A 17,381-nucleotide genomic window follows, 5' to 3' on the forward strand; every position below is an offset into this window, starting at 1 on the left:
ATTTGTTTTTAAGGAGTGCAAAAATAGATATTTTTTTAAAATAAATATAAGAAATGCGAATATTCTTCGTTATTGAATGGTAACAACATTAAAAATTAAACCAAATCTTAAATATTATATCATTACCAAATATACGATCAACAGTGCATTGTTCACATCTTTTATTGCAGTTCAGCATGTTTTTTCGGTTCTTTGTCGATGATTTAACCCCACAAATCAACCCTTATGAAGTTAAGAAGTATCATCGTTGACGACTCATCTATGCAAAGGATGGCCGTTGCCAAGTTGGTAAACAATCATCCAAATTTAACTATGGTAGCCGAATACAGTAATGCTATCGAAGCTAAAAATGGAATCAAGAACCATGAGATAGATCTTATTTTTCTTGATGTTGAGATGCCAATTATCACAGGATTTGACCTACTCGAGTCCCTAGAAAACAGTCCTCAGGTAATTTTGATTACCGGTAAACCAGATTATGCACTTAAAGCATTTGACTATGATGTAACGGATTATTTACATAAACCGATCACCATGGCACGTTTTGATGCATCTGTTAAAAGAGCTGTAGCCAATTACGAACAATTGCACAGAGTCAATGAAGACGAAGAGCATATTTTTGTAAAGAGCAACCTTAAGAAAAGAAAGGTTATTTTAAATGATATTAAGTGGATAGAAGCACTTGGTGACTATATAAAACTAGTAACTGACGAAGCCAATATCGTAATCTTATCAACAATGAAATCTTTTGAAAAGCAATTACCAGAAGACAAGTTTTTAAGAATTCACAAATCTTACATCATTAACCTTGAAAAGGTTGAAAAATTCAATAGTAAGAATGTAGAAGTTAGCGGTAGATCAATACCTCTAAGTAGAAATAAAAAGACAGAATTAGCCGAAGCGCTAAGTAACGTATAATATATGGTATAATTTTACTTTCAAAAAAGACTGCTTAATAGCGGTCTTTTTTAGTTTATATATGGTCAACATTATATATGACCCTAACACTTCTATACATAGCTACTGCTTTAAACGATTTTTCTATTCGTCTAATATTGGCTTTTGTCTGTGCCAATGAATGTACTTTTTGTACTTTGATAACGATATGTTTTAAATATTGATTTCTTATCCTTGCTACCGGCGGATATTCAGGCCCTAAAACCGTACCACCAAAATTAGTACGCAATGCACCTGCAAACCAATCTGCAGCATCATTAAGCACATTATAATTTTTATGCTTGAACGTTACTTTGATAATTCTATTGACGGGCGGATATTTAAATTGCTCCCTTTCATACAACTGCTCAGTATACATACCCTCATAATCACCTGTTGTTACTTGTTTTAATATTTGGTGATATGGATTATACGTCTGAATAATTACACGACCTCTTTTTTTAGTACGCCCTGCCCTACCCGATACTTGTGTTAATAATTGATACGTTCTTTCATGAGCTCTATAATCTGGAAAATTCAATAACGAATCTGCATTCATGACACCTACCAAATTCACATTTCTAAAATCTAGACCCTTGGTCAACATCTGAGTACCCACCAAAATATCAATTTCTTTTTGCTCAAAAGCAGTAATTATTTTTTCATAACCGTGTTTGCCACGGGTAGTATCCAAATCCATTCTACCAACTTTGGCTTCAGGAAATAAGCCAGACACTTCTTTCTCTATTTGCTCTGTTCCAAAACCTTTGGTATCTAACTCTGGACTACCACATGCAAAGCAAACCTCTGGTAACGCTGTATGATGACCACAGTAATGGCAGCGTAATTGATTTCTATATTGGTGATATGTTAAACTAACGTCGCAATTTGGGCATTGCGGAGAATGACCACATGTTAAACACTCCATCAATGGAGCAAAACCCCTTCTATTTTGAAAAAGTATAATTTGCGCACCTTCATTCAGGGTTTCTTCCATTTCCATAAAAAGGCGTTCAGAGAAATGACCCTTCATCTTTCTCTTTCTAGACGCCTCTTTTATATCTACCAATTCCATCTCTGGCATTAAGACATTACCATAGCGTCTAGTAATTTCTGCATAGCCATATTTACCTGTTTGTGCATTATGATAACTTTCTACACTTGGTGTTGCAGAACCCAGTAGAATATTTGCTTTATGCAAATGTCCCAAAACTATTGCCGCATCTCTTGCATGATACCTTGGCGCCGGATCAAATTGCTTAAAAGAACTCTCATGCTCCTCATCTATAATTACCAACCCTAACTTACTAAAGGGTAAATACATTGCAGATCTAGCACCAATAACCAATTGTGCCTTAGGTTTTGCCTGTAAAACATTTTGCCAAACTTCTACACGCTCTTGAACATTATATTTAGAATGGTAAATTGCTATTTTATCTCCAAAATATTCTTGAAGCCTACCAATTAGCTGTGTAGTCAACGCAATTTCAGGTAGCAGGTACAATGCTTGCAAGCCTCTTTCCAGACATTCTTCTATCAACTTTACATAAACTTCAGTCTTACCAGAAGAAGTAACGCCTTTTAACAAGGTAACTTTTCCTGATTTGAACGATGATTTTATATCAACCAGTGCCGCTTCTTGATATTCGTTTAAATCTTTAGTTTCAGAATTATCAGCTTCGCCATCATAATTAACCCTATCGGTCTTAATAAAATATTCTTCTAAAACTCCTTTATTTACAAGTGATTTTATCACAGCTTTAGAAGTATTGCTAGATGCTTCAAGCTCTGAAACTTTTATAGGACTTTGACTTTTCCCCTGTAATTGAAACAGCGAAAGTACCACCTGACTTTGCTTTGGCGCTCTGGTCAATGTTTTTAAAAGCTCTTCTAATTTTTCGTCAGATGTATGTTCTGCCCCCAATTTAACGTACCTTACCAATTTTGGTTTGTACTGTTCATACACCTCTTCTTTTAAAACAATTACTTTTTTCTCTAATAATCGCTGTAGAATTGGCAATACATTTTTACGCTCTATAATAGCAGAAACTTCTTGTACTTTTAATATAGCTTGATGCTGTAAAGCTTCAAACACCAAAAATTCATCATCTAACAGTGTATTTTCATCTATCTCATATTCGGTATTTCTAAGAACCAATGTCTCGCTCTCCAACAGAAATGCTCCTGGTAATGCACTACGCACCACTTCCCCTAAAGTACACATGTAATAGGAAGCTATCCATTCCCAATGTTTTAATTGAGTAGGATTTACAATAGGATAATCATCTAATAACTCATGAATTTCCTTTGCCTCATAGACCTCTGGCGGATTCTGGTGAACACTTTGAACTATACCGGTATATATCTTTGATTTACCAAAAGGTACCGCTACGCGCATACCTGGACGAAGTAGTGCAGCTTCTTCTGCAGTAATACTATACGTAAAACTTTTCTCTAGCGGAATAGGTAATATTACATTAATAAAGTTCGCCATAGTTATCCTTCAACCCGTAGCCATGTTTGGGTTCTATAGATAAATGCCAAATAACCACGCACTTTCAACTCATCTGGATTATCTGGATTGAGCCAAATTTTAAAACGAAAGGTCATAGCCTGCTCTGGATCAAACAAACGCTTTCCCTTCCATTCTCCATCATCGTGCAATTCACCACCAGTAATGATTTCCATACCGGTTACCGGTTTATCTTTTAAGTCCCCGTCACATTTATCACAAATTCTATCTTCTTGTCCTTCTTCCAAAATCTTTACGACCTTACCGTACATTTTGCCATCTTTCTTATAGATTTCAATAACACCCTTTGGCAACCCTGTTCGGTCATCTATTGTTTTCCATGTACCAAAGACAGATTGAGCAGAAATGCTCATTGAAACAAATACTATGAATAAAATACTTAGTTGTACGGTTTTATTTATCATTCTTTTTTAGTGATTTTACGTAAAGTATTGAGTGATGCGTTCAGCTCAAACCCAAGTAGCAATATATTAGAATTTAACCATATGTAGACCATTAAAATCAATAATCCTCCTAACGCTCCATATAATTCATTGTATCTAGCGAACTTTTCAACGTAAATTCCAAATAAATATGAGGTCAACAAAAACAATGTTGTCGTCATTAAAGCGCCAAAAGAAAAGAATTTTGCTTGCTTACCTTCTTGTGTACCAAAATAATATAGAATTGCTGTTGTAAAATAAGACAGAATTATAAAAAATAGCACTTTTGCTATATGTACACCCACCACTTCATCTTCACCCAATATATACCCACCTCGTTTAGCCGCAAACTCTGACAAATAACCAAGTACATAAAACTCAAAGTAAATATAGGCTACAAAACCTACTATTATTAATATCGCCAAAATCAATCCTACCATTAAAGCGTATAAATATTGTCTAAAAAAATGTCTTGTCAATTCTATATGATAAGATGTCTCAAAGCCACCAAAAATAGAGTTAACCCCGTTAGCGATCAAAAAAATAGAAAGTAAAAAAGCTGATGACAGCAAACCACCGCGTTTTTGATCTTTTATTTGTTGAAATACCTCACCAAAATAATCACCGGTGGCGCTAGGTAAAAAAGATTCTAAAAATAGCTGAAACTGAACATCGAAATCGCCATGTTCAATACTAATGTACGACACTAAAAATGGTACTAGGGTAACCATGAAAATCAATAACGGAAACAGTGCCATAAATAAACTAAAGGCAATAGCACTGGCGCGTGTTGACAACGTACCCCTTAATATACCAAGTACGTACATTTCAATAAGGTCATAAACAGAAAGCCCTTCAAAACCGGGTAGCCTGATTTGTTTTAACAACCTGACGAACCAATTTACAATAGGAATTTTTTCTAGCTTTTCTTCGACCTCTAAAGACATTAAACTGCTTTTAAACTCAAATCTAAATTATAAACCGAATGTGTCAATGCCCCTGAAGAAATATAATCCACTCCGCATTCCGCATACTCACGAATAGTTTTTTCATTTATACCTCCAGAAGATTCAGTTAAACAAGTGTCTCCTATTAATTTTACGGCAGTACGCGTATCTTCATAATTGAAATTATCTATCAATATACGATACACGCCTTCAGACTCTAAAATTTCTTTGATTTCATCTAAATTTCTAGCTTCAACGATGATTTTTAAATCACGACCTGTTTCTTGTAGATAGTTTTTGGTCTTATCTATTGCCTTGGTAATTCCGCCAGCAAAATCAATATGGTTATCCTTTAGCATAATCATATCATACAAGGCAAACCTATGATTTTCACCACCTCCAATTTTTACCGCCCATTTCTCTAATGCACGTATACCCGGTGTAGTTTTTCTAGTATCTAGAATCTTTGTACCCGTACCTTGCAAGAGATTAACGAACATATTGGTTTTTGTAGCAATGGCGCTCATTCTTTGCATTGCGTTCAAAACCAGTCGCTCCGCCTTTAAAATACTTTGAGAGCTACCTTCTATGTAAAACACAATATCACCGTGACTTACAGGTGTACCATCTTCTATTAATTTTTCTATTTTCAAATTTGGGTCAACAAAATAAAATACAAGCTCAGCAAAATCTACCCCAGCAATTATCCCTTCATCCTTTACCAACAATTTGGCCTTGCCTGTTGCAGTATCCGGTATACATGCCAGTGAACTGTGATCACCATCACCTACATCTTCTCTAATGGCATTTGCTATGATTAATGTAATCTCTTCTTTAAATTGTTCTTCTGAAATCATATGTATTAAATCTATTGTATTGCTAATTTACAAATCCATTTGCGAAATTGATTTACTTTTGACGTATGACTATAAAACTTTTAGCCATTGGCAAAACCGATAGTTCTCAATTACAAGAACTCATTGAGGTATATCAAAAGCGATTACAGCATTATATCAATTTTGAAATTGAACTGATTCCCGATCTTAAAAAGACTAAAAACCTATCTGAAGATCAACAAAAAGATAAAGAAGGTGAACTTATTCTTAAGAGGTTATCTTCTACAGATGTTTTAATACTTTTTGATGAAAAAGGAAAACAGTATACCTCTGTTGAATTTTCTACCTTTTTACAGAAGAAAATGAATTCTGGCATTAAGCAATTGGTATTTTTAATAGGAGGACCTTATGGGTTTAGTAGTGAAATTTATGCGAAAGCTGCCGGAAAGATAAGTTTATCTAAAATGACCTTTTCCCATCAAATGGTGCGCTTATTTATTACAGAGCAAATTTATAGAGGGTTTACCATTTTAAAAAATGAACCCTATCATCATCAATAAAACAAAGCCCACATACAATCACCTCTGATTAAGCTTGCTTTTCAAGTGATTTTACCATGTTCTCAGAAACACCTTCCAAATCTGTAAGTTCTTCCATTAGATATGAGATAAGCTCTTCTTTATGGTCCAAATTCTTTTCTATTTTAAGAACATGATTGTAATTCTTAATATTTTTCATGTGAGAATTAAAAGCATGCGTTTGGTGCCAAGCTATTTCTTTTAATTTCTGATTTTGAATAGTTATTTTCTTAATAGATGGATTAATAAAAAAGAATATTTCTACTATTAAAATCAATAAAGAAAAAACAGCCAATTCCAACTCAATAATCATCAAGGTACTAATATCTTCTTCTGAAGCTTTTTGAAATTGATCAACAATAATATCCATGACCACAAGAAATTTATCAGCTTCAGCAGATAATCTTTCTAAATCTACCGATTCTAATTTTTGGAAGTTATTCGTTGTTTCTAAAATAAAACTCAAGTGTGGTTGTAGCCTATCAAAGTTTTTTTGGATTTCATCATTATCCAACTTTGGAATTCCGGTGGCGTCATTACCTTCTTGCAATGCTTTGTTGGCATTTGAAAATTTATTCATTGCCAAACGCAACTGTCCATAATCACAGGTACCAAATCTACATTCGTATACACTTTTAACAATTGACTGAGACAACATTCTTTGCCTACCTGCCACATTTATTCTTAATGCATCTTGCTGTTGCCTAGCCAGAGAATACTGTATTATAGACTGTATTACTATCGTTAATACAATTACAGTAAAAACCAACAGGTAATAGTTATTGAAACTTTTACCAGATTTTAATTTCGATAAAATCTTTTTCCACATAGTTAAAGATATTTCCTACAAACGATAATTCTGCTACTATCATAACCTTTAAGAATTGGAAATGTTGTAAAACCATCGAAAAATTAAGCAAAAAAAGTGCAAGTTTTTCAACTTGCACTTTAGATATAAAAATTTATATGTCGACTAATCGCTACTCCATTAAAAGCAAACTAGTACAATACTCTAAACTTGATAGTATTTTCTACTTTTCTTAAAGCTTTAATTACATCTTTATTATACTCTTTATCTAAATCTGTTATCACATAACCTACCTCACTATCAGTAGAAAGATATTGACTTGAGATGTTTAATTCGTACTCCGCCAAAACCTTATTTATTTTAGCCATTATACCAGGTACATTCTTATGAATATGCAAGAATCTGTGTGATTTATTCTGTTTTGGCAAACGAATATTTGGGAAATTAACTGCATCTACCGTGTTACCAGAGTTAATATAATCCATTATTTTATTAGGAACAAAATCAGCTATATCGCGTTGCGCTTCTTCTGTACTACCACCAACATGCGGAGTAAGAATTACGTTAGGGAAACCTTGCAGTTTGGTTTTGAACTCACCGTTACTTCTTGGCTCATCTGGATAAACGTCTACCGCTGCACCACCAACATGACCATCTTTTAACCCTTCTGCCAAAGCATCGATATCAACAACGAAACCTCTAGAAAGATTAATCAGCATGGCACCTTTCTTCATTTGCTTTATTTCTCGTGCTCCAATAAAGTTTTTGTTTGCCTTATTGTCGTCTATATGCAACGTAACCACATCAGACACATTTAACAAATCTTCTAAAGAATTGCATTTAACCGCATTACCTAACGCTAATTTATCATCAACGTCATAGTAATATACACGCATACCCATAGCTTCTGCCAAAACTGATAATTGCTTACCAATGTTACCATAACCTACTATACCTAAGTTCTTACCACGAACCTCTCTTGAGCCTGCTGCCGTTTTTTGCCATTGCCCTTCATGAATCTCCCTACTACGATCAAACACACTACGCATTAACATAATGATTTCACCTATGGCCAATTCTACTACAGACCTTGTATTGCTATAAGGAGCATTAAAAACTACAACACCTTTTTTCTTGGCAGTTTCTAAATCTATTTGAGTGGTACCTATACAAAAAGCACCAACTACCAACAATTTATCAGCAGCGTCTAAAACCGTTTGTGTTACCTGGGTTTTAGAACGGATACCAAGAACATGAACGCCCTTAATTTTTTCTAACAGCTCTTCTTCATATAAACTATGTTTAATCAATTCAACGGAAAAACCGTCTTCTGATAAATTATCAAATGCAGCGGTGTGCACATTTTCTAATAATAGAACCTTAATTCTATTCTTTGGGTACGAGATATTTCTTGGCAATTTGTTCACAAATAAAAATTCATCTAAACTTGGTGTAACATAATCCGCATTGTTAGCGGCTTTTTCTCTATGCACGTTTTCGGTATATGCAAAAAACTTATCTGCGATACCTGCTTCGCGCATTACATAATCACTGTAACCATCTCCAATCACTTGAACTTCTCCGTCCAAATTCATCTGCTTTAAGCAATCAATTTTGCCATTGTGCTGAGATAGTACATTTTTTTCATCAAAACCGATGATATTGCCATCTTCGTCGAATTTAAACGTATTCGCATACACTCGATCAGATGGTATATTGTATTCTTCTACAATAGGGTCTATAAACTCTTTAAATCCGCAGGATATTACATAAATATCATCTGCATACTTTTCAAAAAACTCTTTATTGGCAGCGATAGACTTAGATATTTTATTTCTAAGGTTATCTACCAAACCGTCTAAATCTTCCTTTTTAGCATGCAACAACTTAATTCTACGCTCCAACGACTCAGTAAACGAAATATCGCCATCTATACCTAAATTGGTTATTTTTTGAATTTCTTTAATAACCTCGTCTTTGTTGGATCTTCCTTCTAAAGTCATTTCGGCAAGGACATCTAATGCTTCTACCCTAGTCAACGTACTGTCAAAATCAAAAACGTATTTTCTACTAACTTCTACCATTATTCTCTTTTGGGTGGATAAGAATTTTTGTTATTAAAATAAGTAGCAAAAGTAAAAATTTAATTTATCCTGATAAATGATATCCTATAAATAAAACAAAAAGGTTATGTTCTGATGCAAATTGACAAAATGACAAGCTTTTAGTCTAAATATTGAAGAACCGATAATGAGAATTCTTTAGTTCTATATGTACCATTATGATCTCCCGGTACTCTTTCTAAACTCCCATTTTTAAAAGCATTACTTAACTCTTTAGAATCACCGTTATCATTATCCTTATCTCCACAAATCACCAAAACGTCTATTTTTATTTTATTTAATTCATCAATTGAGGTTACCGGTTGAAACTTTTGCTGCAAATGCAACGAGCGTAAATCTGCATTTATAGATTTTGCATAATCAACAGCACCTTTGGTTTCATCATTTACATCGCCATTAAAAGCTTTAGAGAACATAAATCTTCTATCCCAGTTGGGATTCGTAAAATCTATTCCCATTCCTCCCAAAACAGCTTTTTTAATTCTAGACTCTTGTGTCAAAAGTTTTGCCAATACAATACTTCCTCTAGAATAACCAATAGCTTTATACCCGTCGATATCTAAATGATTCATCAACAGCACCAAATCTCTCACCTCGGCATTGTTTTGATATGCTTCTTCATTTTGCGGTTTGTCAGAATCTCCGTTACCTCGTAAGTCAGGAATGATTACCCGGTAACCGGCTTTAAGTAAATCTTGTTTTAATTCTGTTTTATCCCAAGATTTTCTAGAATTTATAAATCCGTGCAACAACAAAACAACCTCTCCCTTACCTTCATCGGTATAGGCAATTTGTACACCATCAAACGACTGAAATTTATTGAATTGAGAATTAGCTTTTTGCAAAATAGATACTAGTAACAAACAGATGAAGAAATACCTTGAAACCATTATACCTTTATTTGAGATGTATACAAAAGACCTGCCAAGATTGCCAAACCAAAGCTTACTAAAGTCCCTATTAAGATATACTCCGTCAGCTTTCTATTATTGCGTTCTTTAAGGTCATTGAACCTAAAAACAGATTTTGCCGCAATCAATAAACCAATAACTTCCCATCTACCGAGTACTATAAAAATCAAAACAAATAATCTTTCTATTATACCAATATACTTTCCAGCATTTGGAAGCGATTTATGATCGGTTTCAATTTGATTGGACATTCCTTCTAAAATCATACCCATTATAATTGCCGCCGGATAGGTTACAAATACAATTGCCGTTATTAAATACCAGTCTAAATTTTCAAAAAGTGATAAGGTATGAGCATATAAATCAGTGTAAAATGCACAGCAATATATTACGAGTACATGCAATATTTGATCTATAAAAAACGGAACGCTTTTACTCTTGAACCAGTCATTTGCATACAGTTTTAGCGCATCAATACCAAAATGTGCCACGGTTACCGTTAATGCTATTTTATATAGTGACAAATCCCACAAGAGAAGCATATATAATGTAAAATGCAATAATACATGTACGTATAGAAATTTAGATTTTATCTTATTTGCTTGCTTGTGAAGTACCCATCTTGTAGGTTGTAAAACAAAGTCTCCTATTAAATGGGCCAATATTAGTTTTATAAAAATCAACATATTTATTTACCGGTAATTAATTCTTTATAATATGATAATACATCTAAAACCAAATCTAATCTTGCTCTTTTTAAACGCTGACTTACAGCAGACTGTTTTATACCTAACTGTTGTGCAATTTCTTTTTGTGAATAATGAGGATAGTCTAGCGACAGTGTTACAATTTCTGCAGAAACAACGCTCCAATCATCCATAAAATCTAAAGCTAAACGCAACATTAAATTTAATGTACGGTCATGTGCCTTTTCTCCGGTTGCAATACTAAGATTTACTTTACTTTCTTTAAGAGTTTCAAAATTACGCCCAGATCTTTGGTATGCAGGTCCGTTAGATTCCGTTACACCGGTGCCAATATAGGTCTCTAAGCCTATACCAATACCCATTCTAACATCTAAGCCTTTAATTGTTTTTAGCATTGCCTTTATACGAATAGCCGTGAACAAAGCATTTTTTTCTGTAACCTTTAGCTGAAATTCATCACCTCTATAAATCTCCCAATTCATTGGTGATGCTCCAAATTGATTGAAATAATTCTTCAATAAATCCATCCATTGAGCACTAGGATGGTTTTCAGAATTAATAATATCTCCGGTAATTATAGCTATCATGATTATTAGTTAAAACGCTAATATATTAAATTATAAGCAAATTAGTTAATATTTATAATTATAAGCGTAGTCGGTAATGTGAAAAAAATAAAATCTGAATTAAAACCAGCGTCTGGTTAATATACAATAATCTTTGAAGGAACGCCCAAATTTATCTAAGAGAATTCGTTCTTCAGGTATAATCTGAAAACGATTCATATAGCTTACAAACCCAGCAGCGATCAACGTATTGAAAGCATTACCCAAGAATACACCTAAAGCCAACAACAAAAGAAGAAGCGCTAAGTACATTGGGTTTCTAGAATATTTAAAGATGCCGTTAACCACCAAGTTAGAAGCTTTATCTGGTTTTGTAGGATCTATGGTTGTACTTGCTTTTTTAAATTGAAATAAAGCAAAGAGTGCAATCACCACTCCCAGACCTATTAAAATCTTTGTTAATAATAGCTTTCCAAAGAAATCAAAATAACCAATTGGTAAAAATTTTGCCAATAGATACATCATCAATCCAAAACATAAAAACACTAAAGCAGGTGGTACTTTTAACTCCATTTTATAAAATTACTACTTTTGATGCTGTAAATTGACAAACCAGATTCCAAATTGTTCCCATGAAGCTAGTTTTTGCTACCCACAATCCTAACAAACTAAAAGAGGTTCAACCTTTGGTCCCATCCCAAATAGAACTCATAAATTTGGAAACCATAGGTTGTACTACAGATATACCTGAAACAGCAACAACCCTTGAGGGCAACGCTAAACTAAAAGCGGACTTTGTAACCAACAACTATGACCTATCTTGTTTTGCCGATGATACGGGACTTTTAGTGAACTCCCTAAACGGAGATCCCGGCGTGTACTCTGCACGTTATGCAGGTCCCCACAATGATTCTAATGCAAATATGGACAAGCTGCTGACCAATCTTAATGGTGAAAAAAATAGATCTGCCTACTTCAAAACCGTAATTGCATTAAACCTAAATGGTAAAACACATATATTTGAGGGAAAAATTGAGGGTATCATAACGGAAATAAAAAGTGGTGTAAACGGTTTTGGTTACGACCCTATTTTTCAACCAAATGGATATTCGAAAACATTTGCAGAATTACCTTTATCCATTAAAAATGAGATAAGCCACAGAGCACAAGCTTTTAAAAAATTGATTGCATATTTAAACAGTATTCATGTTACAGGGTAAAAAAAATAATGAAACAGTAGAAGTATCAGTTGCATCTGAACGTGCAGAAGCAATTGGTGGTGTACTTATAGCAATATTTGCCGCTCTTATGGCAATTTCACAAATGGTAAACGGCGAACTAGAAGAAGAAATGATGATTGCCCATAATAATGTGGTAAGCTACTCTAGCTGGTACCAGTCTAAAAGTATTAAAGAGAGTCTTAAAGAAAGTGAACTCGATTATTTAAAAGCTTTAATTGAAAGTGGTATAGTCACAGGTGACAAAATTGCGACCATTGAACTTAAAATGGCCAATGTTGAAAATAAAATTTCTAAATATGAATCTGAGAAGACTGAAATTCTATTAGGATCTTCTGCTGTAGGTGAAGAAAACTGGGTACAAGATATAGAAGGAAAAATGGGTGTAATCACAGGAGTTAAACAATGGGAGCAACTGACAAAAACCTATGATTATGCCACTAAAAGATTTGACTACGCCTTACTATTCTTTCAAATATGTATTGTTCTTGGTGCTGTATGTATTATCATTTACGACAATCCTGTGCTACAAAAAGGGTTAATAGTATTAATGATCACCTTTGGTATTACAGGTACTTTCCTTTCTATATATGGCTATATGCTGGCACCGTAAGATTACTTTTTCAATTAAATTATACTGATTCAATTATTAGCAGTACCTTTGCCGCTTAATTAACGCCGCTGGTATAGCATGTGTTGCCCTGAGTCTAAATAGGTTATATACGATAATCGCTCTATGCAACATTCATATTTGCGATTTAGTATAACATATTTATGACAAAGTTTGAAGCACTGGGACTGCAGAAGTCCTTATTAGATGCTATTACTGATATGGGTTTTGAAAGCCCATCAGAAGTACAAGAAAAAGCAATCCCAATTTTATTGGAAAGTGAAACCGATCTAGTTGCCCTAGCGCAAACAGGTACGGGAAAAACCGCAGCATTTGGTTTTCCATTAATTCAAAAAATTGATAGTAATAGTAGAACCACACAAGGTTTAATACTATCACCTACTCGTGAGCTATGCTTACAGATCACGAAAGAAATGCAAGCGTATTCAAAATACGAGCGTAATATCAATGTAGTCGCCATTTATGGTGGTGCAAGTATTACAGACCAAGCAAGACAAATTAAAAGAGGTGCGCAAATTATTGTTGCTACCCCTGGTCGAATGAAAGATATGATCAGTAGACGTCTTGTTGATATCTCGAACATAGACTATTGTGTTCTAGATGAGGCTGATGAAATGCTGAACATGGGCTTCATGGAAGATATAAAAGATATTCTTTCTGGTACGCCCGATGAAAAATCAACATGGTTGTTCTCTGCAACGATGCCTAGAGAAGTAGCTACTATTGCTAAAAAATTCATGCATTCTCCACAAGAAATTACAGTGGGTGCAAAAAACTCTGGAGCATCAACCGTACAACATGAGTATTATGTTGTTGGTGGTAGAGATCGTTACCCAGCTTTAAAAAGATTAGCTGATACAAACCCAGATATATTTGCAGTTATTTTCTGTAGAACGAAACGTGATACTCAAAAAGTTGCCGAAAATTTAATCGAAGACGGTTACAACGCAGGTGCTTTACATGGAGATTTAAGTCAGAACCAAAGAGATTTGGTGATGAACTCTTTTCGTAAAAGACAAATTCAAATGCTTGTAGCTACTGATGTTGCTGCACGTGGTATTGATGTTGATGACATTACACATGTTATCAATTACCAATTACCAGATGAAATCGAAACCTATACACACCGTAGTGGTAGAACAGGTAGAGCTGGTAAATCTGGTATATCGATGGTTCTTGTTACTCGTGGCGAACAACGTAAGATTAGAGCTATAGAGAACAAAATCAATCAAAAATTTGAATTGAAAAAAGTTCCTACGGGAATGGAAATATGTGGCATTCAATTACATCACTTAGCCAATAAAATAAAGGATACTGAAACTAATTCTGATGTTGATCCTTATTTACCTGAAATCAATGAGATTTTAGAAGGTATAGATCGTGAGGAATTAATAAAGAAATTAATATCTGCTGAATTTACAAGGTTCTCTAACTACTATAATAAGTCTAAAGATTTAAATTCTTCTGACAGCGGCAGAGAAAGAAGTGACGGTCGAAGAGGTGGTGAAATACCAACTAGTGGCGCTGTTCGTTATTTCATAAACGTTGGTGAAAAAGATGGTTATGATTGGATGTCTCTTAAAGACTTTATTAGAGATACAGTAGGACTTGGACAAGAAGATGTCTTTAAAGTTGATGTAAAGGAAAGTTTTTCATTTTTTAATACAGAAAGTGAAGCTACCCAACAAATTCTAGAAAAATTCACTGAGTTTAAAGTTGATGGAAGATTTGTTAATGTAGAAGTTTCTAAAAACCCAGGTGGCGGCGGTAACCGAAGAAGAAGCGGCGGTGGCGGCTTTAGAGGCAAAAGAAGCGGCGGCCGAAGAGATGATGACCGTGGCGGAAGAGGCAGAAGAGATGGCGGTGGCGAGTCTAAAGGCAGAAGACGCGACCGTAGTGAATCTAGCAGTCCTAACTCCGGAAAAAGACGTAGCAACAAAAGAAAGGGAGATTTCTTTTAGTTAATTGTATATTAAAAATACGCTTCGGCGTATTTTTTTTGTTTTGTTTGTAACCTAATTACGCTGTTAGTACAATGAAATACTTTTTATCGCTCACATTTATATTGTTATCTTTTATAGGTTTCTCACAAGAAACAGATGAAGGTCAACGCTTGAACGCTGTTGTTATAAACGCACAATCCAATGAACCGCTAGAAAGTGTTCACGTAGTAAATCTTAACCAAGTTTTTGGAACTATTACTAATGAAAAAGGAGAATTTTCAATTACCGCAGCAGTAAACGATACTTTATATTTTTCCTTTCTAGGATTTAAATCGCAAAAAATTAGGGTAACCAATGATATGTTCAAGTTTGAAAATACCGAAATAGCATTGACTGAGCTTGCTTATGCTCTTGAAGAAGTTATTGTTAGACCTTATCAGCTTACAGGGTATCTTGAAATTGACGTTAAAAACCTTCCTATTAACAATGCTTACCAATATAGTATCTCTGGCTTAGGCGTGAGCTATGAAGGCGGTAATAAAAACCCAAGTGCCGTAACAAAGGTTTTGGGAGCCATTCTAAACCCCGCAGATTTATTGCGAAACCTCTTTGGCAAAAAACCTGCACAAATGCGCAAGCTTAGACAAATGAGAGAAGATGATGATATTCGTAACCTTCTCGCCTCAAAATTTGATAGGGAAACGCTTACAGAGTTCCTTCAATTAGAAAAAGTAGATATTCAAGACATTTTAAATAACTGCAATTATTCTAAATCTTTTATTACGACAGCCAACGACCTCCAGATTCTTGACGCTATCAGTAGTTGTTATGAGGAATACAAAGTTCTTAATAGAAGGAAATAATATTTTTTAAAATGGAATCCTTGTTATAGCTTTATTGCAAATAACTGGGAAATGAAAAACGTATTTTTACTAGGGCTATTTTTTATAGTGTTGATTTCTTGCCAACCTAAGAGCAAAGAAAAATCAGAAACTATTGCCGTAATTAAAGATTCAATTGAAGTTTCTAAAAAGAACCCCAATTTTCAATGGGAAGCCGCTACAGTATATTTTCTTCTTACCGACCGTTTTAACAACGGAAATACAGCTAACGATCTAAATTTTGAACGTGATGAAGAAACTGGGAAACTAAGAGGATTCTTAGGCGGAGATATTCAAGGAATTACGGACAAAATTAATGAAGGCTATTTTACGGACCTTGGTGTAAATGCTATTTGGTTTACGCCCGTGGTAGAGCAAATTCATGGCGCTACGGATGAAGGTACAGGTAACACCTACGGCTATCATGGTTATTGGGCTAAGGACTGGACCAGCCTTGACCCCAATTTTGGTACTAGCAAAGACCTTAACACATTAATAAAAACAGCTCATAAAAATGGAATTAGGATTTTATTGGACGTTGTCTTAAATCATACCGGACCTATAACAAAAGAAGATCCCGTATGGCCAGATGAATGGGTACGCACCTCACCTACTTGCGAATTCATCACTTATGAAAACACTACAGCATGTACATTAGTTGCCAACCTTCCTGACATACGCACGGAATCTGATGCTGCCGTTAATTTGCCAGATGCCTTACTTGCCAAATGGAAAACTGAAGGTAGATTAAGTGAAGAGCTTGATGAACTTGAATTATTTTTTGATAGAACAGGCTACCCTAGAGCTCCTCGTTTTTATATTATTAAATGGCTTACAGACTATGTAAACAAATACGGTGTGGATGGCTTTAGAGTAGATACGGTAAAGCACGCCAATGAAAATTCCTGGGCAGAACTATACAAAGAAGCTGCTTTGGCATTTGAACTTTGGAAAAAGAAAAATAAAGACAAAGTTTTAGACAACAACCCTTTTTATATGGTTGGCGAAGTTTATAATTATGGCATTTCTGGCGGACAAGAATTTGACCTTGGGGACAAAAAAGTCAACTACTTTGATAATGGATTTAAAAGTCTTATAAATTTTGAATTAAAGACAGATGCCGAAAAGGATTATGAAACAATTTTTACCAAATACAGTAAACTATTACATACTACTTTTAAAGATAAGAGCGTATTAAACTACCTTACCTCTCATGATGACGGTCAACCTTTTGACCAAGAGAGAGCAAACCCCAAAAGAGCGGCTAACGTTTTATTGCTGACCCCTGGAGCTTCACAAATCTATTATGGTGATGAAACTG

General features: G+C 34.6%; 17 protein-coding genes. 7 read left to right on the forward strand and 10 right to left on the reverse strand.

Annotated features, from left to right (window positions below; all coding sequences use genetic code 11):
• Positions 1-225 precede the first annotated feature (225 nt).
• On the forward strand, positions 226-918 hold the full coding sequence (locus ABJI11_RS10065) for a LytTR family DNA-binding domain-containing protein (RefSeq protein ID WP_027067302.1): 693 nt from the start codon (positions 226-228) through the stop codon (positions 916-918).
• 55 nt (positions 919-973) lie between these two features.
• On the opposite strand, the gene priA is transcribed toward ABJI11_RS10065, so the two are convergent.
• From priA to nadC, 4 genes are read right to left on the reverse strand one after another with little or no spacing between them, the layout of a single operon-like run.
• Positions 974-3,430: a primosomal protein N' gene (gene priA, locus ABJI11_RS10070; protein WP_348351760.1), complete on the reverse strand. Its 2,457-nt coding sequence runs from the start codon at positions 3,428-3,430 to the stop codon at positions 974-976.
• Between the two features lie 2 nt (positions 3,431-3,432).
• Positions 3,433-3,873: a DUF2147 domain-containing protein gene (locus tag ABJI11_RS10075; RefSeq protein WP_276492651.1), complete on the reverse strand. Its 441-nt coding sequence runs from the start codon at positions 3,871-3,873 to the stop codon at positions 3,433-3,435.
• Positions 3,870-4,838 (reverse strand): YihY/virulence factor BrkB family protein, encoded by a 969-nt coding sequence (locus ABJI11_RS10080; RefSeq protein ID WP_348351762.1) that lies wholly within the window; start codon positions 4,836-4,838, stop codon positions 3,870-3,872. Before ABJI11_RS10080 ends, ABJI11_RS10075 begins: the two co-directional genes overlap by 4 nt.
• The gene (gene nadC, locus ABJI11_RS10085; protein ID WP_348351764.1) at positions 4,838-5,695 is read right to left on the reverse strand and encodes a carboxylating nicotinate-nucleotide diphosphorylase; all 858 of its coding nucleotides are present in this window, start codon (positions 5,693-5,695) and stop codon (positions 4,838-4,840) included. Before nadC ends, ABJI11_RS10080 begins: the two co-directional genes overlap by 1 nt.
• Positions 5,696-5,760: 65 nt before the next feature.
• On the opposite strand from nadC, the gene rlmH reads away from it, so the two are divergent.
• Positions 5,761-6,234, forward strand: coding sequence for a 23S rRNA (pseudouridine(1915)-N(3))-methyltransferase RlmH (rlmH, locus tag ABJI11_RS10090; RefSeq protein WP_348351766.1), 474 nt, complete (start codon positions 5,761-5,763; stop codon positions 6,232-6,234).
• A 28-nt stretch (positions 6,235-6,262) separates the two neighbouring features.
• Here the strand turns inward: rlmH and ABJI11_RS10095 are convergent, their stop codons facing one another.
• From ABJI11_RS10095 to ABJI11_RS10120, 6 genes are all read right to left on the reverse strand, one after another.
• Entirely contained in the window at positions 6,263-7,081 is an 819-nt protein-coding gene (locus tag ABJI11_RS10095) for a type IV pili methyl-accepting chemotaxis transducer N-terminal domain-containing protein (protein ID WP_348351768.1), read from the reverse strand.
• Between the two features lie 170 nt (positions 7,082-7,251).
• A complete protein-coding gene (gene serA, locus ABJI11_RS10100) occupies positions 7,252-9,144 on the reverse strand; it encodes a phosphoglycerate dehydrogenase (RefSeq protein WP_348351770.1) in 1,893 nt (630 codons plus the stop codon).
• 140 nt (positions 9,145-9,284) lie between these two features.
• On the reverse strand, positions 9,285-10,028 hold the full coding sequence (locus ABJI11_RS10105; protein WP_348351772.1) for an alpha/beta hydrolase: 744 nt from the start codon (positions 10,026-10,028) through the stop codon (positions 9,285-9,287).
• Between the two features lie 44 nt (positions 10,029-10,072).
• Positions 10,073-10,780 carry a DUF3307 domain-containing protein gene (locus tag ABJI11_RS10110; RefSeq protein ID WP_348351774.1) on the reverse strand — a complete coding sequence of 236 codons (708 nt, stop codon included), beginning with the start codon at positions 10,778-10,780 and terminating at the stop codon, positions 10,073-10,075.
• Between the two features lie 2 nt (positions 10,781-10,782).
• Positions 10,783-11,388 (reverse strand): SatD family protein, encoded by a 606-nt coding sequence (locus tag ABJI11_RS10115; RefSeq protein WP_348351776.1) that lies wholly within the window; start codon positions 11,386-11,388, stop codon positions 10,783-10,785.
• 99 nt (positions 11,389-11,487) lie between these two features.
• Positions 11,488-11,940 (reverse strand): isoprenylcysteine carboxylmethyltransferase family protein, encoded by a 453-nt coding sequence (locus ABJI11_RS10120; protein ID WP_276492642.1) that lies wholly within the window; start codon positions 11,938-11,940, stop codon positions 11,488-11,490.
• Positions 11,941-11,999: 59 nt separating this feature from the next.
• Between ABJI11_RS10120 and ABJI11_RS10125 the strand changes: the two genes are divergently transcribed.
• The 5 genes from ABJI11_RS10125 to ABJI11_RS10145 form a co-directional block, all read left to right on the forward strand.
• Entirely contained in the window at positions 12,000-12,587 is a 588-nt protein-coding gene (locus tag ABJI11_RS10125) for a non-canonical purine NTP diphosphatase (RefSeq protein WP_348351779.1), read from the forward strand.
• Complete coding sequence (locus ABJI11_RS10130; protein ID WP_348351781.1) at positions 12,574-13,218, forward strand: DUF4337 domain-containing protein; 645 nt, start codon at positions 12,574-12,576, stop codon at positions 13,216-13,218. The genes ABJI11_RS10125 and ABJI11_RS10130 overlap by 14 nt, the downstream gene beginning before the upstream one ends.
• A gap of 161 nt (positions 13,219-13,379) precedes the next feature.
• The gene (locus ABJI11_RS10135) at positions 13,380-15,197 is read left to right on the forward strand and encodes a DEAD/DEAH box helicase (protein WP_348351783.1); all 1,818 of its coding nucleotides are present in this window, start codon (positions 13,380-13,382) and stop codon (positions 15,195-15,197) included.
• 74 nt (positions 15,198-15,271) lie between these two features.
• A complete protein-coding gene (locus ABJI11_RS10140; protein WP_348351785.1) occupies positions 15,272-16,042 on the forward strand; it encodes a carboxypeptidase-like regulatory domain-containing protein in 771 nt (256 codons plus the stop codon).
• Positions 16,043-16,093: 51 nt separating this feature from the next.
• The coding region (locus tag ABJI11_RS10145; protein ID WP_348351787.1) for an alpha-amylase family glycosyl hydrolase at positions 16,094-17,381 on the forward strand (1,288 nt) is incomplete at its 3' end.

Origin of the sequence: Maribacter sp. (assembly GCF_039968975.1) — a bacterium.
Lineage (GTDB): Bacteria > Bacteroidota > Bacteroidia > Flavobacteriales > Flavobacteriaceae > Maribacter.